18 protein-coding genes are annotated in these 21,215 nt (G+C 66.5%); 7 read left to right on the forward strand and 11 right to left on the reverse strand.

The window, feature by feature from the left end; genetic code table 11:
• Positions 1-15 precede the first annotated feature (15 nt).
• The 5 genes from purM to FEF27_RS10795 all read right to left on the reverse strand — a co-directional run bounded on the left by purM (position 16) and on the right by FEF27_RS10795 (position 4,656).
• Positions 16-1,170, reverse strand: a complete 1,155-nt coding sequence (purM, locus tag FEF27_RS10775) for a phosphoribosylformylglycinamidine cyclo-ligase (RefSeq protein ID WP_138170868.1) — start codon at positions 1,168-1,170, stop codon at positions 16-18.
• Positions 1,163-2,794 carry an amidophosphoribosyltransferase gene (gene purF, locus FEF27_RS10780; protein ID WP_138170869.1) on the reverse strand — a complete coding sequence of 544 codons (1,632 nt, stop codon included), beginning with the start codon at positions 2,792-2,794 and terminating at the stop codon, positions 1,163-1,165. The genes purM and purF overlap by 8 nt, the downstream gene beginning before the upstream one ends.
• Before the next feature lie 2 nt (positions 2,795-2,796).
• Positions 2,797-3,078 (reverse strand): hypothetical protein, encoded by a 282-nt coding sequence (locus FEF27_RS10785; protein WP_138170870.1) that lies wholly within the window; start codon positions 3,076-3,078, stop codon positions 2,797-2,799.
• 10 nt (positions 3,079-3,088) lie between these two features.
• Entirely contained in the window at positions 3,089-3,439 is a 351-nt protein-coding gene (locus FEF27_RS10790; RefSeq protein ID WP_138170871.1) for a sterol carrier family protein, read from the reverse strand.
• A 191-nt stretch (positions 3,440-3,630) separates the two neighbouring features.
• Entirely contained in the window at positions 3,631-4,656 is a 1,026-nt protein-coding gene (locus FEF27_RS10795) for an asparaginase (protein ID WP_138170872.1), read from the reverse strand.
• 133 nt (positions 4,657-4,789) lie between these two features.
• On the opposite strand from FEF27_RS10795, the gene purD reads away from it, so the two are divergent.
• A complete protein-coding gene (gene purD, locus FEF27_RS10800; protein WP_138170873.1) occupies positions 4,790-6,118 on the forward strand; it encodes a phosphoribosylamine--glycine ligase in 1,329 nt (442 codons plus the stop codon).
• Positions 6,115-7,017 carry a phosphoribosylaminoimidazolesuccinocarboxamide synthase gene (locus FEF27_RS10805; protein ID WP_138170874.1) on the forward strand — a complete coding sequence of 301 codons (903 nt, stop codon included), beginning with the start codon at positions 6,115-6,117 and terminating at the stop codon, positions 7,015-7,017. The genes purD and FEF27_RS10805 overlap by 4 nt, the downstream gene beginning before the upstream one ends.
• 446 nt (positions 7,018-7,463) lie before the next feature.
• On the opposite strand, the gene FEF27_RS10810 is transcribed toward FEF27_RS10805, so the two are convergent.
• The 5 genes from FEF27_RS10810 to FEF27_RS10830 all read right to left on the reverse strand — a co-directional run bounded on the left by FEF27_RS10810 (position 7,464) and on the right by FEF27_RS10830 (position 15,803).
• Positions 7,464-8,522 carry an ion transporter gene (locus tag FEF27_RS10810; RefSeq protein ID WP_208009803.1) on the reverse strand — a complete coding sequence of 353 codons (1,059 nt, stop codon included), beginning with the start codon at positions 8,520-8,522 and terminating at the stop codon, positions 7,464-7,466.
• A gap of 22 nt (positions 8,523-8,544) precedes the next feature.
• Positions 8,545-10,404 (reverse strand): ABC transporter ATP-binding protein, encoded by a 1,860-nt coding sequence (locus tag FEF27_RS10815; protein WP_424991681.1) that lies wholly within the window; start codon positions 10,402-10,404, stop codon positions 8,545-8,547.
• 65 nt (positions 10,405-10,469) lie between these two features.
• Complete coding sequence (locus tag FEF27_RS10820; RefSeq protein ID WP_138170875.1) at positions 10,470-12,506, reverse strand: ABC transporter ATP-binding protein; 2,037 nt, start codon at positions 12,504-12,506, stop codon at positions 10,470-10,472.
• 48 nt (positions 12,507-12,554) lie between these two features.
• Positions 12,555-13,445 carry a metallophosphoesterase gene (locus FEF27_RS10825; RefSeq protein ID WP_243729206.1) on the reverse strand — a complete coding sequence of 297 codons (891 nt, stop codon included), beginning with the start codon at positions 13,443-13,445 and terminating at the stop codon, positions 12,555-12,557.
• A 99-nt stretch (positions 13,446-13,544) separates the two neighbouring features.
• Positions 13,545-15,803, reverse strand: a complete 2,259-nt coding sequence (locus tag FEF27_RS10830) for a transglycosylase domain-containing protein (protein WP_138170877.1) — start codon at positions 15,801-15,803, stop codon at positions 13,545-13,547.
• A gap of 88 nt (positions 15,804-15,891) precedes the next feature.
• Here FEF27_RS10830 and FEF27_RS10835 point away from each other — a divergent pair, with 88 nt between their 5' ends.
• From FEF27_RS10835 to FEF27_RS10845, 4 genes are read left to right on the forward strand one after another with little or no spacing between them, the layout of a single operon-like run.
• Complete coding sequence (locus FEF27_RS10835; protein WP_138170878.1) at positions 15,892-17,148, forward strand: carboxylate--amine ligase; 1,257 nt, start codon at positions 15,892-15,894, stop codon at positions 17,146-17,148.
• A gap of 9 nt (positions 17,149-17,157) precedes the next feature.
• The gene (gene sp36 / locus FEF27_RS13360; RefSeq protein ID WP_166429998.1) at positions 17,158-17,322 is read left to right on the forward strand and encodes a Sp36 family protein; all 165 of its coding nucleotides are present in this window, start codon (positions 17,158-17,160) and stop codon (positions 17,320-17,322) included.
• 14 nt (positions 17,323-17,336) lie between these two features.
• Entirely contained in the window at positions 17,337-17,795 is a 459-nt protein-coding gene (locus tag FEF27_RS10840) for a RidA family protein (RefSeq protein WP_138170879.1), read from the forward strand.
• Entirely contained in the window at positions 17,788-19,059 is a 1,272-nt protein-coding gene (locus FEF27_RS10845) for a carboxylate--amine ligase (protein ID WP_208009811.1), read from the forward strand. Before FEF27_RS10840 ends, FEF27_RS10845 begins: the two co-directional genes overlap by 8 nt.
• Positions 19,060-19,132: 73 nt before the next feature.
• On the opposite strand, the gene FEF27_RS10850 is transcribed toward FEF27_RS10845, so the two are convergent.
• A complete protein-coding gene (locus FEF27_RS10850; RefSeq protein ID WP_138170880.1) occupies positions 19,133-19,810 on the reverse strand; it encodes a Crp/Fnr family transcriptional regulator in 678 nt (225 codons plus the stop codon).
• An 89-nt stretch (positions 19,811-19,899) separates the two neighbouring features.
• On the opposite strand from FEF27_RS10850, the gene FEF27_RS10855 reads away from it, so the two are divergent.
• Positions 19,900-21,075 carry a MarP family serine protease gene (locus tag FEF27_RS10855; protein WP_166429999.1) on the forward strand — a complete coding sequence of 392 codons (1,176 nt, stop codon included), beginning with the start codon at positions 19,900-19,902 and terminating at the stop codon, positions 21,073-21,075.
• Positions 21,076-21,215: the final 140 nt, after the last annotated feature.

Below are 21,215 nucleotides of genomic sequence, written 5' to 3' on the forward strand. Positions count from 1 at the left end.
GGCCGGGAGTCTGACTCAGCGCCGGTATTGGCCGGTCAGCAGCACGCCGCCGCCGTCCACGCCTTTGGCGCCCTGCACGAAGTCCTCACCAGCGCCGGCCACATCCTCTGGCGAGTAGGTGCTGACCTCACCCATGACCCACGCGGTCTGACCGGCAGCGTTGAGGTGCTCGACGACGCCGTCAGCGGACTTGGCAGCCACCACCGCGATCATGCCGACACCGAGGTTCAGGGTCCGTTCGAGGTCCGCCTGCGGCACCCGGCCCAGCTGACCCATGACGGAGAAGACCTCCGGCCATGCCCAGGTGGAGCGGTCCACGGTGGCCATGATGCCTGAAGGCAGTACACGGGCCAGATTCGCGGCCATTCCGCCGCCGGTGACGTGGCTGAAACCGCGCACCGGAGCATCGGGGGCGATCTCCTGCTGGGCGGGGTCACCGTTGAAGGCTGTCACCACCTCCAGGCACGGCACCGTGTAGAGCCTGGTGGGTTCCAGCAGCTCCTCACCCAGGGTGCGTCCGAACTCCGGGACCTCGCGGGAGAACGCCCAGCCGGCTTCCCGGACGATGCGGCGGATGAGGGAGTACCCGTTGGAGTGGATCCCGGAAGAGGCCATGCCGATGATGAGGTCCCCGGCCTGCACCCGCTCCGGGCCCAGCACTGCGGAGGCGTCCACCACGCCGGTGGCGGCCCCGGCGACGTCGTACTCCTGCTCACCGAGTAATCCTGGATGCTCAGCGGTTTCACCGCCCACCAGTGCGGTCCCGGTCTCTGAGCAGGCCCTGGCGATCCCGGAGACAATGCCCGCAATGCGGGTCGGCTCCACCTTGCCGCAGGCGATGTAATCGGTCATGAACAGCGGGGTGGCCCCGGCGACCACGATGTCGTCGACCACCATGCCCACAAGGTCGAACCCGATGGTGTCGTGGATGTCCATGGCTTGGGCGATGGCGACTTTGGTGCCGACCCCGTCGGTGGAGGTCGCCAGCAGCGGCCGCGGCAGGCGCTTGAGGGCGGAGGCGTCGTAGAGTCCGGCGAAGCCGCCGAACCCACCGATCACCTGCGGGGTGTGCGTGGCCTCGATGTGGGCCTTCATCAGTTCCACGGCGCGGTCGCCGGCCTCCACATCCACGCCCGCGGACGCGTAGGTGATGGGTGAAGTCTCAGTCACCGCTTGCCCTTCCTGACAGTGTTGGCTCGTACATGCTGCGCTCAGCAGGCTCCAATTCCTGCTCCTGGGTGAGCGGGACCTCGGTGTCGTCGAGTTCGAACTCCGTGTCCGGCCCGGGTTCGCAACCGGTCTGGGCCCGCCGGTGCGGCATCCCGGGCAGGGCCGGCTGCTCCAGCAGCATCTTGCCCCGGCGCTCCTCCGGTGGCAGTTCAATGGGGTACTGACCGGAGAAGCAGGCGGTGCACAGGGTGCTGCGCGGCTGGCCGGTGGCGGCGATCATGCCCTCTTCGGAGATGTAGGCCAGCGAATCGGCTCCCACCGCGTGGGTGATCTCCTCCATGGTGGCGCCGTTGGCGATAAGCTCCGCCCGGGTGGCGAAGTCGATGCCGTAGAAGCACGGCCATTTGATGGGCGGGGAGGAGATCTTCACGTGGATCTCCGACGCGCCGGCCTCGCGGAGCATCCTGACGATCGCCCGCTGGGTGTTGCCGCGGACGATGGAGTCGTCCACCACCACCACTTTTTTCCCGCGCACCACGTGGTCTTGGACGTTGAGCTTTAGCCGGATGCCCAGTTGGCGCAGCGTCTGGCTGGGTTGGATGAAGGTCCGGCCCACGTAGGCGTTCTTGATGAACCCTTGGGCGAACGGCAGACCGGAGGCCTCCGCGTAACCGACGGCGGCCGGGGTGCCGGATTCGGGCACCGGAATCACGATGTCGGCGTCGTTGGAGTCCTCCCGGGCCAGCTGGCGGCCCATCTCCACCCGGGACTCATAGACGCTGCGACCATTGATGTTGGCGTCCGGCCGGGCCAGGTAGACGTATTCGAACACGCAGCGGGCCGGGGCGGGATCGGCGAATTGGTGGGAGCGTACGCCGGCGGCGTCAATGGCGATCAGCTCCCCGGGTTCGATTTCCCGGATGATGGAGGCCCCCACCGTGGCCAGCGCGGACTGCTCAGAGGCCACGACCCAGCCGTTGTTCAGCCGGCCCAGCACCAGGGGCCGCACACCCTGAGCGTCACGGGCGGCGTAGAGGGTGTTCTCATCCATGAACACTAGGCAGAAGGCGCCTTTGAGCGTGGGCAGCAGCGCCAGGGCTTGCTCCTCCATGGAGTCACCGGGCTGGTCCTTCAACAGGGCGGTGACCAGCGCAGTGTCAGTGGTGTTGCCCTGAGCGAGCTCACCGAACTTGGTGGCGCCGTGCCGGGAGACCACCTGGTCGTAGAGGTCGGCGGAGTTGGTGAGGTTGCCGTTGTGGCCCAAGGCCACTGTCCCGTGCGGGGTGGCCCCGAGGGTGGGCTGTGCATTGGACCACTGGTTCCCGCCGGTGGTGGAGTAGCGGCAGTGGCCGATGGAGATATGCCCGCGCAGCGCATTGAGCGTGGCTTCATCGAAGACTTGCGAGACCAGGCCGACGTCCTTGTACACGTGGATGTGCTCCCCGTCTGAGGTGGCGATCCCGGCTGATTCCTGGCCGCGGTGCTGCAGGGCGAACAGCCCGTAGAAGGTCAGCTTCGCGACCTCTTCTCCCGGGGCCCAGACGCCGAAGACCCCGCATTCATCCTGCGGAAGGGGATCTTCGTCGAGTAGGTTGTGGTTGAGGCGACCGTCTGCACGGGCCATGCTCAGCGTTCTCCTGCCGGTTTGATGTCATATGTGGTGCTGCGGCGCCGGAGCACCCTCTCCAGCACCAGCCAGGCGGTAGCTGCCAGTGCCAATGCCGGCATGCAGAGCACCAGCGTGATGTACCCCACTGATGAGGTCCGCGAGTAGTTCGGGTCCTCGGGGGTGTTGTAGACCACAATCACTGCTACGGTGAACGCCAGGAGAACCGCGCCTGCTAAGAATGGCACGAGCTTGGGGGCGGTACGCACGCTGACCTTGCGGTGCTGCGTCTCAGAAGGCATGTGGTCAATTCTACAGGGGAAGCACGCGGCTCAAGTCCGCCCGGGTGCCTGACGCCGTGATTCGCCCGGCCTGGAGCGCCTGGTCCCACGCCAGTCTCCCGGTCGCCACTTCCAGCCAGGTGGCAGGAGTCAGCTCCACCACATTGGGCGGGGTGCCGCGGGTGTGCGCGGTGCCGGCCATGCACTGGGTGACCCCGAATGGGGGGACTCGTACTTCCACTGCCCCGCCGGGGGCGCGTTCACTCAGCTCCTCCAACAGGTACCGCACTGCGGTGGCGAGAGTGCGGCGGTCATCCTGTCCCTCTGCCCAGGCCTGGACCGCTGCGCGGCCGTCCGGGTGAGTGATGCGGCGTCGTGCCATCACGCTCCGTTCGGGTTGATGGGGTGGCGGAGGCGGCGGCGTGCCATCAGGCTCCGTTCTTCAGAGGGTTGTTGAGGTCTCAGGCTCCCATAGTGTGCTGAAGAATCAACACCGGCCTGATATAGGGGGAGGGCCTGATCCAGGGGTAGGGGCGCAGGATCCGGGCGGGACGGTGCTGAACCGGGAGGGCATCACAGTTGGGAGGTGACGGCCTCGGCCAGGCGCAGGCCCCCGGCCGGGCGCTGGTCCACCCCACCGGTAATCGGGGTGACCAGAATCTTCAGCGTGCGCTCAAGGTCATCGAGGTCGATCTTGCCGGCGGCGGCCAGCAGACTCAGGGCGACCAGATGGTTGGCGCGCCCGGAACCGTCCAGGGTCTTCACCGCGGCGGTGGTGCCGTCGGGGGCGGCAACTACCAGCACTCCTTCGGCCCCGGACTTGGTCAGCAGGCCGAGCTGCTCGATGACCACGGTGTCAGGCTCCCGCTCACCGCGCACCGCCCAGGGGTAGTCCAGCATGGCTTGGGCGACGGTGAAGGCGTGGACCTCGGCGTCGCGCTGGGTGAGGGCGGAGGCCAGCCGGCCGATGCCCCGGGCCAGGCCGGTCAGGCTCATGGCCGCCGCCGGGGCTCCGCAGCCGTCGACCCCCACCGTGGTGGGCGTCTCACCGCAGTACTCGGTGTAGACCTGGGTGACCACCTGCTGCAGCGGATGGTCGGGGTCAGTGTAGGTGGCCAGGCGTGAGCCCTGCGTGCGGGCCGCGGCCAGGAAGACCGCGTGCTTGCCGGAGCAGTTGTAAGCCAGCGGGGTTTCGAGCCGGTCGGCGCGCAGATGCGCCTCCAGGTCAGCGCGGCGTGCTGGGTAGGCCACCGGGCATTTCAGATACGACTCGTCCAGTCGCTCCCGGGCCAGGATGTTCGCCGCCGCGCTCTGGTGCCGCTGCGACCCCACATGCGAACCGCAGGCCAGGGCCACTGCCTCCGGGCTGACCAACGCACCGGCGCGCAGCGAGGCCAGGGCCTGGAGCGGCTTGAGTGACGAGCGCGGGAACATGATGCCTTCCGGGGCTCCGATGCGCGTGATGATTTCACCCTCGGGGCCGACCAGCACGGCGGAACCCACATGGCGGGACTCGGCCAGCCCCGCACGGGTGACCACGGCCAGCTCGGCGGACTCTGCGGCGGTGGCAGTATGTGGTGCGGCAGCATCAGTGCTCATGAAACCCACAATACGTCCAGCTGGCCGCGCGCGCACTGGTGTAACCGGTGCTGAGGCTGGGTCCCTGTGCTGACGCCCCACCGTGGTCCAGCGCCATCCCACGGCAGCGGGCCGGGCGGTAAGGTAAGGAACCGTGAAGATTCTGGTGTTGGGCCCCGGGGGTCGAGAACATGCCATTGTCCGTGCGCTGCTGCGCGACCCGGCCGTTCAGACCGTGGAGGCTGCGCCGGGAAACGCCGGGATCGCCCGGGATGTGACGTGCCGGCCAGTTAATGCCGCAGACCCGGCAGCCGTGGCGGAGCTGGCTGCAGCAGGTGCCTACGATCTGGTGATCGTCGGTCCCGAAGGCCCCCTGGCCGCAGGGGTCGCAGACGCCGTGCGCGCCGCCGGGATCCCCGTCTTCGGACCCTCACAGGCGGCCGCAGAGCTGGAGGCCTCCAAGGCCTTCGCCAAAGACGTCATGGCCGCAGCCGCAGTGCCCACTGCCCAGGCGGTGCATGTCACCAACGCCGCAGAGGCACAGGACGCACTGGGCAGGTTCGGCCCCCCATATGTGGTTAAAGACGATGGCCTGGCCGCAGGTAAGGGGGTCGTGGTCACCGAGGACCACCAGGCGGCGCTGGACCATGCCTCGGCCTGCCTCGCCGCAGGCAGCACCGTGGTGGTGGAGGAGTTCCTCGACGGCCCCGAGGTCTCGCTGTTCGTGCTCTGTGACGGTGAGAACCTGGTGCCGCTGACCCCGGCGCAGGATTTCAAACGCATCTATGACAACGACGCCGGCCCCAACACCGGCGGTATGGGCGCTTACACGCCCCTGGACTGGCTGACCGGGTACACCGAAACCGCCGACGGGGTCACCCGAGACTTCACCGAGATCGTGGTGGACCGCGTCGCCCGGCCCACACTGCAGGAGATGGCCCGCCGCGGTACCCCGTTCGTCGGAGTGCTCTACTGCGGGCTGGCGATCACCTCCCGCGGGGTGCGGGTCGTGGAGTTCAACGTCCGCTTTGGAGATCCCGAGACTCAAGCAGTACTGGAACGCCTGGCCACCCCGCTGGGCGGGCTGCTGCTCGACGCCGCCAATGGACAGCTGGGAGCTCAGCGCCACCTGGAGTGGACCGCGGGTTACGCCGCCGATGTGGTGCTCGCGGCGGAGAACTACCCGGACACCCCCCGTAAGGGTGACCGGATCACCGGAGTGGCGGAGGCCGAGGCGATCGACGGCGTCGCCGTGCTGCACGCCGGCACCGCTGAGCGCGACGGTGACCTGGTCACCGCAGGTGGCCGCGTGCTGGCAGTGGTGGGCACCGGCGGGACCCTCCGTGAGGCGGTGGACCGTGCCTACGCCGGGGTGGAGCGCATTGACTGGGCCGGCGCCCAGTACCGCACAGACATTGCGGCCAAGGCGCTGGCTGGGCTCATCCGACCGGGGGCTCCGGCGGCTGAGGGGTCGCAGCAGTGACCGCCGCCGAGCTGCCTGGCTGGCGGCACCTGAGCTCGGGCAAGGTCCGCGACCTCTACACTCCCGCGGAAGGGTCCGACTGGGCGGGTCAGGACGTGCTGCTCATGGTCGCCACTGACCGGATCAGCGCTTATGACCACGTGCTCAGCCCTGGGATCCCGGGCAAAGGCGTGATCTTGACTCAGCTGAGCCTCTGGTGGTTCGAGCAGCTGGCCGCTGCCGGTATCGGGAACCACGTGGTCAGCACCGGGGTGCCTCAGGAAGTGGCCGGCCGTGGCGTCGTGGTGCGCTCGCTGAAGATGGTGGAGGCCGAGGCCATTGTGCGTGGTTACCTCACCGGCTCGGGTCTGGCCGAATACCGTTCGGCGGGCACCGTCACCGGCGTCGAACTTCCCGCAGGCCTGTCCGACGGGTCCCGGCTGCCGGAGCCGATCTTCACCCCGTCCACCAAGGCTGAGCAGGGCGAGCACGATGAGAACATCAGCTTCGCTACGCTTCAGCAGCGCATCGGTACCGAGCTGGCTGAGCGGTTGCGCGATGCCGCGCTGCGGATCTACACCCTGGCTGAGGGGAGGGCGCGGGCGGCCGGGATCATCCTGGCTGATACCAAGTTCGAGTTCGGGCTCGACGGCGAGGGGGAGCTGATCTTGGCCGACGAGGTGCTCACCCCCGACTCTTCGCGGTTCTGGCCGGCCGAACAATGGGCACCGGGCCAGACGCAGCCCAGCTTTGACAAGCAGTACGTCCGCGACTGGCTGACCAGCCCTGCCTCCGGATGGGACCGCGGCTCAGGCGCCGCGCCACCAGAGCTGCCGGCCGACGTGGTGGCCGCCACACGGGACCGCTACCTGGATGCCTACCGGCGCCTCACCGGCGCGGAGCTGCCGCACCCGGTGTGATCGCGCCGCGTGTGCGCCGCTGGCTTGGCGGGGGCGCTCCTACGTGTGGCGGTGAGGTGCGGCCGCTGGCGTGCCGGGTCGCCACAGATTACTGGTACCCGAGCCTCAGGGGCGTATGACGGGCACTGCGCGGCGGAGCTGAGGCCCTCAGGCGCCACCACCGGGTGGGCGGACGCAACATCCGATGGGACATCCCAGCGTGGGGGAGGCCGGAAACCCAACGAATGTAGCGTTCGGGGGCGCTGTGGGGCCGTTAGCGGGACAATCGATGGGAAACCAGGCGCTGCAAGCGCTGTGCATCCCCATGAATGTTGCGTTTAGCGGGGGAACGCGTAGGCGGGGACTGCACGCTGACCACCCCCGGCGCCCGGGCAGCGCCACTCGGATCCCGGGCAGTACCCCTGTATCCCCCGGGCAGTACCGCCGGCACCCGGGCAGCGCGCCCGCTATCGGGACTGGTCGGCGCCTTTGAGCTGGGCGGTGAGCGCGGCGACGTCGCCCCGGAGCTGACGGATTTCCCGGTAGAGCACATGATGATCGTCCAGCCCACCGGTGGAAGTGCCGTTGGCCCCTGCCCGTGCGCCGTCGCTCCCGGCACTGCCGGGCTGAGCACCAATGGTCTCCCCGCTGGTCCCAGCGCCATCGGTCCCAGCGCCATCGGTGTCGATCCCGCCGGCGGTGTCGATCCCGGCGGCGTCGGTCGCGGTGGGAGAGCCGCCGCCATCGGCAGTCCCCGTCTCGGAGGCGAGCACCGCAGCCGAAGGCATGTCGTGCAGCGTGTTCATCGCATCCACAATCACCGCGATGATGAGGTTGAGCGCGGTAAAGGCGGCCAGGATGATGAACGGAATGAAGAAGGCCCACGCCCAGGGGTGTTCGTCCATGGCGGGCCGGACGATCGTCTCCCAGCTGGACAGGGTGGCGATCTGGAACAGGCTGAACAGTGAGGCCCCGAAGCTGCCGAAGTACTCCGGGAGCGTGTCGCGGAAGAAGGTGGTGGCCATCACCGAGGCCACGTAGAAGATCAGCGCCAGCAGCGCACCAGTGGAGAGGATCCCCGGCACCGCGTGCAGCAGGGCGCTGACCACCTTGCGCAGCTGCGGCAACGCCGAGATCAGCCGCAGCACACGCAGCACACGCAGCGTGCGGAGCACCTCGAAGCCTGCACCGGCTGGCACTAGGGCGATCCCCACCACCACGAAGTCGAACACGTTCCACGGGCTGCGGAAGAACCTCCAGCCGAAGGCCACCAGCTTCAGGCTGATCTCCAGCACAAAGATCGCCAGGCAGGCGGCGTCGATCCCGATCAGCACACCCCCGAAGGCGTTCATCAGTGCTGGCGAGGTCTCCATGCCCAGCACCACAGCGTTGAGCAGGATCACGGCGATCACGAACCGCTCCACAGCGGTGGACTCCACCCACGCGCCCAGCCGGCGGCGCCAGTGGGGGAGGTCGGTGTGTTCGGAAGTGGTCACAGGTGTGGCCCGGGAAGCAGGATCAGACATTGCCCCTATGGTAGCCGGTGCGCTAGGAGCCCATGGTGGCGGACCAGGCCGCATGCAGTTTGGAGAAGTACCCGCCGGCGGCGATCAGCTCCTCCGGGGACCCGTCCTCCACCACGCGTCCCTCATCGATGACCAGCACCCGGTCAGCGATGGCCACTGTGGAGAGCCGGTGGGCGATGATCAGCGCGGTGCGGTTGCCCAACAGCCGGTGCAGCCCCTCCTGGACCAGCTGCTCGGAGGGAAGATCCAACGACGACGTCGCCTCATCCAGAATCAGCACCGCCGGGTCCGCCAGGAACGCCCTCGCGAAGGACACCAACTGGCGCTGGCCAGCAGAGATGCGGCCCCCGCGCTTATTGACGTCAGTGTCATACCCTTCCGGCAGGCTCATGATGAACTCATGGGCGCCCACCGCCTTTGCCGCCTGGATGACCTGCTCATCGGTGGCATCGGGCTGGGAGAGCGCAATGTTCTCCCGGATGGACCCGGAGAACAGGAACGCCTCCTGCGTCACCATGGCCACATGCCGGTGGTGGTCATCCTCGGCCAGTTCGCGCAGCTCCACCCCGTCCAGGGTCAGCGATCCGGAGGTGACGTCGTAGAACCGGGCCAGCAGCTTCACCAGGGTGGACTTGCCAGCACCGGTGCGCCCGACCACCGCCAGGGTCTGGCCGGCGGGGATGTGCAGGTCAAGCTTTTTCATCACCACCGGACCCTCAGCGCTGTACTGGAATTCGGCGCCGCGGAATTCGATCTCCCCGCGGCATTCCGGGAGTCGCTGCGGGTTCTTCGCCTGCCGGACATGCGGGGTCTCCTCCAGCAGGCCGGAGACCTTCTCCAGTGCAGCCGTCGCAGACTGCAGCGAGTTGTAGAACATGGCGATCATGTCCAGAGGTTGGAAGACCCGCTTGGTGGAGAGCACGATGCCCAGCAGCAGGCCTGCACCCAGATCGCCCTGCAGCACCCGGTACCCGCCCCAGAGCAGCACCGCGGCCACTGAGAGATTCCCGATCAGCATCAGGGAGGGCTGCAGCACACCGAACAGGCCGATCGAGCGGACCATGTCATCGCGGTAGATCTTCGCCAGCTTCCGGTACTGGCGGGTCCGGGCGTCCTCCCGGCGGAAGGCCTGGACCGCGCGGATACCGGTCATGGACTCCACGAAATGCACGATCATCCGGGCCGAGGAGATCCGGGTCCGCCGGTAGGCGACCTCCGCGTTCTTCTGGTACCAGCGCCCCAGGAAGTAGATGGGCACTACAGCGCACAGCAGCACCAACCCGGAGCGGACATCACTGATCCAGATGTAGACGGTGGTGAAGAGCATGAACATCACGCCCTGGACCAGCTGGTTCACGCCACCGTCGAGCAGTTCGCGCAGCGCCTCCAGGTCAGAGGTCTGCCGGGAGATGACCTTCCCGGAGGTGTAGTCCTCATGAAAGTCCAGGCTCAGCGCCTGAGTCTTCCGAAAGACCTCGTCGCGCAGCTTGTAAAGCATGGTCTGCGAGGCCTCGGCGGTCATCCGGGTGTACCAGTACAGCAGGCTCCCGGCGGTCACCGCGCAGATCAGATACAGCGCGGCAGGAATCCACAGGCCTGAGGCGTCGCCGTCCAGCAGACGCGGCAGGCCCCAGTCGATGGCCAGTCCGCCAGCAATGAACGGGGTGGCAGCCTGAGCCGCCTGGGAGATGACCACGGCGATCGCGGTCAGCAGCAGTTTCCCGCGCACTCCCGCAGAGGCTCGCCACAGCAGAGCCAGCGAGCGGCGCCGAATGAATTTCCGCTCCGCCTTGCCGAAGGAGACATCCTCCTCCGCTGCGGTGCCGCGCAGATGAGCGAACTCATCCTCCTCCCGCGGTGGCGCCGCTCTGGAGAGGTCCAGGGCGGCGGTGTCCTCCGTCACCGGGCGTCCATTGCGGCTTGGTGTGCTCACCGGGTCCTGGGCGTTCACCGATTGATCTCCTGAAAGTCAGCGGGACCAGCTGAGGAGGGGGCGACGTCGTCGCCCGGGGCTGGGGAGTCTCGGTTGGCGGGATGGTCTGCGGGGATGGCGTCCATGAGCTCCTCGCCGCTGGGCGGGGCGGGTTTCATGATGCTGGCGTAGATACTGCTGCGGGCCAGCAGCTCAGTGTGGGTCCCGACGTCGGCCACCCGGCCCTGGTGCAGCAGAGCCACCCGGTCGGCCATGGCGACGGTGGAGGGACGGTGGGCCACGATGAGAGTGGTGGTGCCGCTGAGCACCTCGCGCAGCCGGGCGGTGACCCGTTCCTCCGTGCGCACATCCAGCGCCGAGAGCGGATCGTCGAGCAGCAGGACTGAGGGCTTTGCTGCGATGGCGCGGGCCAGGGCGAGGCGCTGCCGCTGTCCCCCGGAGAGACTCATGCCCTCTTCGCCGATTCGGGTCTCCAGGCCTTCCGGAAGATGGTGGACGAACTCCGCGTCCGCGGTGTGCAGCGCCTCAGTGAGCACCTGGTCCAGGTGCTCGGCGTCCGGCGCCTGCTCGCGCCGGGCCGGGGGAGCGCCAGCTGCCTCGGTGTGCGTGGTCCTCTCCAGCGCGGCATCCTCACGCTGGTACTCGGTGCCCAGCAGCACATTGGCCTTCACTGTGGCGGAGAAGAGCGTGGGGTCTTCAAAGGCGACGGCGATGCGGGACCGCAGATCCGGCAGGCTGTAGTCGCGGACGTCGACGCCGTCGACCAGCACCCGGCCGCCGGTGACGTCGTAGAGCCGGGGCACCAGGTTCAGCAGCGTGGAGGTGCCGCCCCCAGTGGCCGAGACCAGCGCCATAGTTTCCCCCGGTTCCACACGCAGGGTGGCACCCCGAATGAGATCCTCCCCAGCGTCCGGGTACCGGAAGTGAACATCCTCCAGCTCCACCAGGCCCCGTTCGGGCGCGGTGCGGGGCTGGGCGGGGGAGACGACGTCGGGCTCCACATCCATCACGTCGATATGCCGGTCGATGGAGGTCTTGGCCATGAAGACCATGCCGATGAGCATGCCGATGCCCTCGATGGGCTGTTTCAGTACCACGGCCATGGCGAAGAATCCTGCCAATGAACCGGGTGTGAGGTCTCCCTGAGCGGCGAGGTAGAGACCGGTGAAGATGCACAGGGCCAGCACCGTCTCCGGAAGCAGCACCATAAACATCTGGAACTTCGCCAGGGTGCGCATTTTGGACACTTCGAGGTCCCGCAGGGTGGCGGCCTCTTCCTTGAAGCTGGAGCGGGCCCAGTCGCCGCGGCCGAACGCTTTCAGCACCCGGATGCCGTGGACGGACTCCTCCACCTTGGTGGCCACCTGCCCGGCTTGGTCCTGCGCGGAGCGTGAGTAGTGGATGAACTTCTTCCGGAAGGCAGGCCCCAGCACCATCACCGGGATCGCCGCGCAGAGGAACAGGGCACCGAGCACCGGCGACCAGGTGAACATCACGCTGATGCCCACCAGCACGGTGATGGATGAGGTGACCAGCATCAGCGAGCCGAAGGCGAAGAACCGGCGAAGCATGTTCAGGTCCGCAATGGCGCGGGACTGCAACTGCCCCGCCTCCCACGCACCGTGGAACGCCGCCGACTGGTGGATCAGCCGCGTGAACAGGGACACGCGCATGTTGGTTTCGGCATCGGATGCCGGGGGGATGACGAAGAACCGGCGCAGGAAGACCAGGAACGCCTCCAGGACACCCAGGGCCAGCACGATGCCGAAGGCGGTCCAGACCACGGCGGCTGCGGCGTCGTCGGCGGCGATGTCATCGACCAGTCTGCCCAGGACCACCGGCACAGACAGCGCGATGATGCCCGCACCGATGGCGGAGAGCATGCCAAAGAACCACCGCAGCTTCAACCCCTCCAGATAGGGGGTCAGGCGGGCGAGAGCCTGGATGAGTGTGCGGCGCTGACCGGATTCCACACGCGCTTGAGCGGCCCGTTGCTGTGCTCCGAGCTTGCGGGAAGAGGCCGCGCTGCTGTTCTGATCAGATTGTTGCATGCCGCAACTACTTTACTCCTCCTGGTGGGGAGGACCAAACACTGCTGGTCAGCTTCCCCGCACGGTCAGCAGGGTGGCCTCGGGCGGACAGAACAAGCGCACTGGGGCTTTGGCTGAGGTGCCCAGGCCGGCGGAGACATGGACATGGGTGTGGCCTCCGCCGGGCCGTTCCCGGGAGTGCAGCCCCTTGGCGTAGCGCACCGGAAGGTCGCAGTTGGTGACCAGTGCGCGCCCGGTGCCGGTGAGGCTCGGCAGGCAGACCTGGCCTCCGTGGGTGTGACCAGCCAGCACCAGGTCCGCTTTCGCCGCGGTGAAAGTCTCCAGCACGTGCAGCTGCGGGGCGTGGGCCACACCGATTCGCAGCTGGGGGTCCGTCTCCGGCCAGCCGGAGAACTCGTTGCGTTCAATGTGTGGATCGTCAACGCCGGAGAGCGCCAGCTCCACCCCGCCGACTGTGGTGGCAGCGTGGGTGTTGGACAGATTGATCCAGCCGGCGGCGTCGAACCCGCCAAACAGGTCTTCGGTGGGCAGCGACGACGCCGTGGGGTGAAGCGTGGAGGGGCCGGTGAAGTATTTCAGCGGGTTCTTCCACTGCGGGGCGTAGTAATCGTTGGAACCGGGGACGAAGCAGCCCGGTAAGTCCATCAGTGGCCCCAGTGCGCTGAGCACCTCCGGGACCGCCTTGGGGTCGGAGAGATTGTCTCCGGTATTGACCACGAAGTCGGGCTCCCAGGCGGCCAGCTGCTGCAGCCAGTCGTGCTTCTTCTGCTGCCCCGGCACGTAGTGGATGTCCGAGATGTGCAGCAGCCGCAGCTGTACGGCCAATCCCGGGACCACCACCTCCGCATGCCGGAGGGTGAAACGGTTCAACTCCACCCGATTGGCGTACGCCAATGTTCCCAGCCCGAGTGCGCAGGCGGCACCTGCGGCAGCACTCAAACCGCGCAGCACTGGTCACCGGCCTCCCAGCGTGAACCGGGCAGTGTGCCGGACTGTGGGCTGGGCGGCGTGCCAGGCTGTGGGCCGGACAGCACCGGCTCAGTTGTCATCGCTGGTAGAGCCCTCGTTGTCGTCGTCGTCATCATCATCGTCATTGGAGCCGGTGCTGGGGCCGAGCTCGGACATCGCGTAGCGGCCGCCGTATCCGGACCGGCGCTCGTCGAAGGGCGAGTTGCGGGCCTCCGGGAAGTCACCGGTGGCGCGGTCCCCGGCAGCTTCCCGCATGAAGTCGTACCACAGCGGGAAGGCCACCGAGCCGGCGAATGAGTCCGGGGGCACGTTGCCCTCATCCCACATGCGGTTGTTGTCGTGCATACGGGTCACGTAGGCGCTGGTGGCGACCCCCTGGGTGTACCCCTGGAAAGACATGCCGGAGACGTTGTGGTTGGTACCGGTCTTGCCCGCCATCGGGAACGGCGGCTCACCGTCACGTTCTCCCACGTAGAGGTTCTGTTCTGCGATGTTGATCATGGTGTCGTTGACCTGGGCCACCACATCAGGGTCCACCACGTCCTCGCAGTCCGGCTCCGGGACCTCATACTCGTTGCCGTGAGCGTCGGTGACCTCCAGGATGGACCGTGGGGCGCAGATGGTGCCGTCATTGGCGAAGGCGGCGTAGGCGCGGTTCATCACCAGCGGGGTGATCGAGGCCGAACCCAGCACGAACGAGGGCGTGTCCGGGCGCAATGGGCCCAATTCAATGCCTTCGCTGGTGCCCTCGATGCCGAGCCGGTCCGTCAGATCCGTGATGGCACAGAGGTCCATGTCATTGGCGGTGGCCATGGTTGCGGTGTTGATGGAGTGGAAGAGCCCCCAGTCCACCGTCATCTCGCGCTCAGTGTCGTCCAGCACGTTGGAGATCGAGTAGGCGTCTGGCTCGCCTTCTCCCTGCAGCAGGGTGACGGAGCCTCCCGGCATACAGCTGGCCTGCCACCGTTCGCCGTAGTCGTACTCGGTCTGGTCGGCGTCGACCATGTCATCCATGGAGTTGCCCTCCTCGACCCAGGCGGCCGCGACGAACGGCTTCAGGATCGAGCCCCCCTGGAACCCGAGGCCCCCGTTGTGGGAATTGCCCACATTGAGGTTCAGCGAGGTGGAGTTCCAGTCGTCGAGCTCCTCATTGGGGTCGTAGGTGGTGGACTGGGCCATGGCCAGGATGTCTCCGGTCTCGGGGTCCATGGAGTTCAGCAGTGCTGCAGCCTGGCTGCCGCGCGGCTGGTGATCCCAGACGGTGTCTTCGGCCTCGCGCTGCATGTCAGCATCCAGCGTGGTGGTGATGCGCAGGCCTCCGCGGGCCAGCAGCTCAGCCCGGTCACTGGGATCCTCGCCGAATGTCTCGTTCTGCAGGAAGTCCTCGGTGACATAGTCGCAGAAGTACTCGGCGAACTGCGCCGCGATGCATCCGATCTCATTGGACTGGATGTCGAGGCTCTCACCGAGGTCGACAGCGACCGCTTCCTCGTACTCCTCCTCAGTGATGAACTCGTGGATGAGCATATTGCGCAGCACGGTGTTGCGCCGGGTCTCGGCACGTGCCACGTTGTCGGCGAGGTCCGGCCGGTAGAAGTTGGGCGCCTGGACAATGCCGGCCAGGGTGGCGGCCTGCTGATAGTCCAGCTCAGAGGCGGAGATGCCCCAGTAGTACTGCGCGGCGGCCTCCACACCGTAGTTCCGTCCGCCCAGCATCACGATGTTCAGGTAGCCCTCAAGGATCTCGTCCTTGGTCATCTCCTGCTCCACCTGCACCGCCAGCTTCATCTCCCGCAGCTTGTCGGCGTAGGTCTTCTCCTGAATGCCGGCGGCCAGGAAGTTGCCCTCCCCGGAGACCACGGCAGCGTTGTTCAGCACGTTGTTGACGTACTGCATGGTCAGCGTGGAGGCACCCTGCTGAGTGGAGGCTGTCATGTTGTGCACAGCCGCGCGCGCCACACCTTGGGCGTCGACGCCGCCGTGCTCGTAGAACCGCTCATCCTCAATGGCGATCAGCGCATCCCGCATCTCCTGGGAAACATCCTCGAGGTCCACCGGCACGCGGTTCTCCGCGTAGAACGTCGCAATACGGGTCTCACCATCACTGGCGTACATATGCGAAGGAGTCGACAGCGGCTCCTCCTGCAGCTCGGCCGGCACCTCATGAAGGATGTCGCCTCCCGCCGAGGCGGCAGCCCCGCCGGTGGCTGCCAGGGGGAACACCAGGCCAGCGGCAAGCAGGCCGCAGAGGGCGCTCACACCCAGGAAAGACATAATTTTGCCCACGGTGGTAGCCGTGTCAAAAAGGGGGGATTTGCGGGAAGCCATGAGCTATATGATATCGAGCCCGTCAAACCGCGCGGGTTCCAGGCTCAAGCCCCACCTGAACGCCGGCGGTGTCGGCTAGCATGAGGCGGTGACTTCACAAGCTGTGCGCGCCGCCCAATCGGCAGGCTTCCTGCCTGTCATCCTCGGGACCAATATCCACGGGTACACCCACGCCCGGAGCTTCCACGAGACCTACGGGGTCAAGCCTCTGATGATCGGCAAGATCAAGCTGGGGTTCACCTGGGACAGCAGCATTCTGGACGTGGAGCTTCATCAGGACATCGCCGACGACGCCGCCTTCCTCCGCATCCTCACCGAGCGGGCGAAAGAGCTCAGCGCCCTCTACCAAGTGCCGCTGCTGCTGGTGCCCAGCACTGATATTTACGTGGAGCTGGTCACCCGGCACCAGGAAGCGCTCGCCGGGCATTACCGGTTCAACACCCCCGCTGAACCGGTGCGGAAGAAGTTCATGCACAAGGAGCTCTTCTACGAGCTGGCCGCCGAGCACGGGGTGGACATCCCGGAGACGCAGGTGCACCGGGTCGGCGAACCGTTCGAACTGGAAGTCGACCGCTTCCCCGTCATCATCAAACCCGCCAACCCCAACGAATGGTGGATGAATCAGTACAAGATCGCCGGACACCAGAAGGTGTACCGGCTGAACACTGCCGCTGAAGTGGCCGCCGTGGTCTCCGCCGTGGAGGCATCCGACTATCGGGGAGCACTGATCATCCAAGAGTTCGTCCCCGGCGACGACACCAACATCTGGGACTCGGTGCTCTACGTCAACACTGAGGGCGAGTGCGAACTGGTGACGCTGGGCCGGGTGGCACTCCAGGAGCACGAATCCCACCTGGTGGGTTCCTACACCGCCATCGTGTCCCGTTATGACGAGTCACTGATGCGCACCTACAAGGACTTCCTCGAAGCAGTCGGGTACACCGGGGTGGCCAATGTGGACATCAAGTACGACCCCCGGGACGGGAAGTACAAGGTGATGGAGATCAACGCTCGTCCGGGCCGGTCCAGCTACTACACGGCGCTGCTGGGTCACCCCGTGATGACGTACTTGGTCGATGATCTGATCTACGGCCGGCGCAAGGAGCTCACCCTGGCCCAGGGAGATGCGCTGTTCCATGTGGCGCCGCGCTACATTCTGCGCAAGTACGTGACCAACCCGGAGGTCCGCGGCGAGGTCAAGCGCCTGATCAAGCAGGGCAAAGCCACCAATCCGCTGTGGTACCGGGCCGACCGTTCGCCGAAACGCCTGGCCTACCTGGCGGGACGGCACCTCCGTCAGGGAAAGAAGTACTCCGCCTCCACGTGGCGGGACGGTCTGAGTTAGGCTGAGGCTATGGCTGAACAGACAAAGTGGGAGTACGCCACCATTCCGCTCATCATTCACAACACCAAGGGCATTCTGGACCAGTGGGGAGACGACGGCTGGGAGCTGGTCACCGTGCTCCCCGGCCCCGACGGCAACGCCCCGGTGGCATACCTGAAGCGTCCTCAGCAGTAGGGCGGAGGGTGACCGTGTCTGCAGTTGAACAGCGTCTCTCCGCACTTGGCCTGACCGTGCCGGAGGTAGTCCCTCCGGTGGCGGCCTACCAGCCCGCCGTGGTGGTCGACAACGTCGTCTACGTCTCGGGTCAGCTGCCGCTGGTCAGTGGTGAACTGCCCGCAGTCGGCAAGGTCGGCGCAGACGTCACCCCCGAGCAGGCCTATGAACTCGCCAAGCAGTGCGGACTGAACCTCATTGCGGCGCTGAAGTCTGTCGCTGACCTGGACAGGGTGACCCGGATCGCCAAGGTCGGCGGGTTCGTCGCCTCCGCACCGGACTTCACCGGCCAGCCTCAGGTGATCAACGGCGCCTCCGAGATCCTCGGCGAGGCCTTCGGCGATGCTGGAATCCACGCCCGCAGCGCCGTGGGGGTGCCGGTGCTGCCGCTGAACACACCGGTCGAAGTGGACCTGATCGCGCACCTTGGCTGAGCACAACTTCCTCCCGGTGATTATCGGGACTGACCTCAACGCCTATCACATGGCCGCCTCCTTCCATGAGGCCTATGGCATCAAGCCGCATGTGATCGGCAAGATCCAGCTGGGCTTCACGCACTACTCCACGATCATCGCCAGCACCACCTTCGTGGACGATCTCGACAACCCGGAGGTATTCGTTCCGGCGCTGCGCGACTACGCCGAGAAGCTGCGCCGGTCCCATCCTGCAGCCGAGAGTCCCGGTCAGCCGGAGCCTGCACTGCTTCTGGTGGGTACCAGTGATCACTATGTGCGGCTGATCATTGAGAACTCGGCGCAGCTGGAGGACCTCTACCGGTTCAACTACCCCACTGAAGAGCTGCTCAACGCCCTGCACGTCAAGGACGCGTTCTACCCCTTGGCCCAGCAGCACGGTCTGCAGATCCCGGAGACCCACATCCACCAGATAGGTGAGACCGTCGATCAGCTCACCCAGGGCATCACCCGCTACCCGGTGATCCTCAAACCCGGTAACAGTGTGGAGTACTACCGCAATAAGTTTCCGGGCCAGGAGAAGGTCTACCGGCTGAATTCCGCACAGGAGGTGGGCGACGTCGTCGCCCGGATCAGTGACTCCGGGTACCGGGGGACCCTGATCATCCAAGATTTCATTCCCGGGGACGACACCTTCATCTGGGATTCAGTGCTGTATCTCAACACTGCCGGCCGGGCGGAGTTTGTGAATTTCGGGCAGGTGCTGCTCCAGGAGCATGAGGCCTCGGCCATCGGGAACTACACCGCGATCATCTCCCGGTTCAACCGGGACGTGATGACACAGCTGAAGGACTTCCTGGAGGCCATCGGGTACACCGGGCTGGCCAACTTTGACATCAAGTACGACCCCCGCGACGACGCGTTCAAAGTCCTGGAGGTCAATGTGCGGCAGGGCCGTTCCAGCTGGTACGCCACGGCGCAGGGACACAACCTGGCCGGCTACCTGGTGGAGGACCTGATTCATGACAAGCGCCGTGAACCGGGGGAGTGCGCCTTCGTGGACGAGGAGGTGCTGTTCACCGTGGTGCCGCAGTACATTCTGCGCAAGTACGTCACCGCGCCCGGGGTGCGCGACGACGTCGCCCGTATGATTCGGCAGAAGAAGGTCCGCAACCCGCTGTACTACAGCGGGGACACTTCAGTGCTGCGCCGTGCCTGGCTGGCGGTGCGGGCGGTGCGGTACCGCAGGAAGTACGCCAACGCCACCTGGGCGCAACCGGTCTAGTCCGGCCGCAGGCCAGCAGCGCACCACCGGAAGAGAATGAGCTCAGACCCGGTGGTGGGCCCGCAGGTGCGCTCTAGCGCGAGCGCTGGCGGATGCGCTGGATGTCGAGGATGACCACTGCACGAGCTTCGAGCCGCATCCAGCCCCGCTGCACGAACTCCGCAAGCGCCTTGTTGACCGTCTCGCGGGAGGCGCCCACCAGCTGAGCGAGCTCTTCCTGGGTGAGTTCATGGGCCACCAGGATGCCGTCCGGTGCGGGCCGGCCGAAGCGGTCGGCCAGATCCAGCAGCGCTTTGGCCACACGGCCGGGCACATCGGAGAACACCAGGTCCGCCAGGGACTCGTTGGTGCGGGTCAGCCGCTGGGCCAGCGCCTGCAGCAGCTGCACGGAAATCTCCGGGTTGTCGATGACCAGCTCGCGGAGGTCCTGGTGCTTCAGACCGGCCAGCCGGGTCTCGGACACCGCGGTGGCCGTGGCGGTGCGGGGTGCCGGGTTGAACAGGGCCATCTCGCCGAAGATCTCTCCGGGGCCGAGCACTGCCAGCAGGTTCTCCCGGCCGTCGCTGGTGGAACGGCCGAGCTTAATCTTGCCGGAGACGATGAAGTAGAGCTGATCCCCCTGATCCCCCTCGTGGAAGACCGACGCTCCGCGGGAGAGCTCCACTTCCACAAGCTTGTTGCTCAGTGCTACGAAGACGTCATCGTCTAACGTGGCGAACAGTGGCGCGCGGCGCAGCACTTCGAGATCCATAACCGTTCCGTTCGTGGGGGGTGGGATTGATGATTTGGTTTGATTAGAAGTTACCAGGTTGTAGTGCTGTCAGGCTAACCTAAGTGATCGTGACTTTACTGGACATCATCCTGGTGTTTGTGGTGCTTCTTTTTGTGCTCGCAGGCTTCGCTCGCGGAGTCTGGGCCACTGTCGGTGGCGCCGCAGGCTTCCTGATCGGGGCGACCGCCGCATTTTTCGCCATTCCGCTGGTGGCCTCTTGGGTCCCGGACTCCCCGTGGAGGGAGGTGGCAGTGATCGGCAGTGTGCTGGTGCTGATAGTCGCCGGGCACGCCCTGGGCACCGCTGCCGGAGCAGAGGTGCAACGGTTGTTCCGCTCCCCGACGCTGCGGACCGTCTCCGCGCTGGTGGGCGCAGTGGTCAACTTTGCGGTGGCGTTCGTGGTGATCTCCGCGCTGAGCATCTCGGTGCATGCCATGGGTTTCCCTCAGGTCAATCACCAGATGAAACAGTCTGCTGTATTGCAGGGCATCAACGCTGCCATGCCCGATCAGGTGGAGTCACTCTTCGCGGATCTGCGCTCCACCGTGAAGGCCTCGGACATCCCAGAGCTTGCCCAGCTTCTGGTGCCGATGGCAGAGGATCCCCCGGAGAACGGGGAACTGACCGAGGCGGCATCCGCGACAGTGCAGTCGGTCGCGCGCATCACCGGCGTGGCCCAGCAGTGCGGGCAGTCCCAATTCGGCTCCGGGGTGGCCATCTCCCCGCACCGGGTGGTGACCAATGCGCACGTGGTAGGAGGCGTCAGCGAGCCTTCGGTGGAGATGCCCGACGGGCAGATCGCCACCGCGCGGGTGGTCCACTTCGACCCCGGCAAGGATTTGGCACTGCTGGCGGTCGATACCCTGGAGGCGCCGCCGGCTGAAGTCGGGGAGGCGATGGCCCCCAACGCGCACGGCTTTGTGATGGGCTACCCCTCCGGCGGGCCGTTCACGGCTGGACCGGCGGTGGTGCAGGCCCGGGAGGTCTCCCAGGTGAACAACATCTACGGCGCCTCACCCACGGAGATGGAGATCTACCAGCTCAACGCCGATGTACGGCGGGGCAACTCCGGAGGTCCGCTGGTGAACCAGGACGGCACGGTGGCCGGAATCGTGTTCGCTCGCGCGCTGGAGGGCGACTCGGTGGGCTTCGCGGTCACCGCCGACGCCGCCGGGGAGGTCCTCACTGACCCAGAGGCGTTCACGGAAACGGTGTCCACCGGTCAGTGCGTCGACCGGTCATAGACCACCACGTCAGCCCCTCATAGGCCACCACGTTAGCCCCCGGGTTCCCAGCGTCGGCCCACGCCTGCCCCAGCGCAGCAATACCCCCCGCTTTCGGGATGACACGGCGCTATAGCGTGGGGTCCTCCGGACAAGGTGGG

It is taken from the genome of Nesterenkonia sphaerica, assembly GCF_005771565.1.
Taxonomy (GTDB): domain Bacteria; phylum Actinomycetota; class Actinomycetes; order Actinomycetales; family Micrococcaceae; genus Nesterenkonia; species Nesterenkonia sphaerica.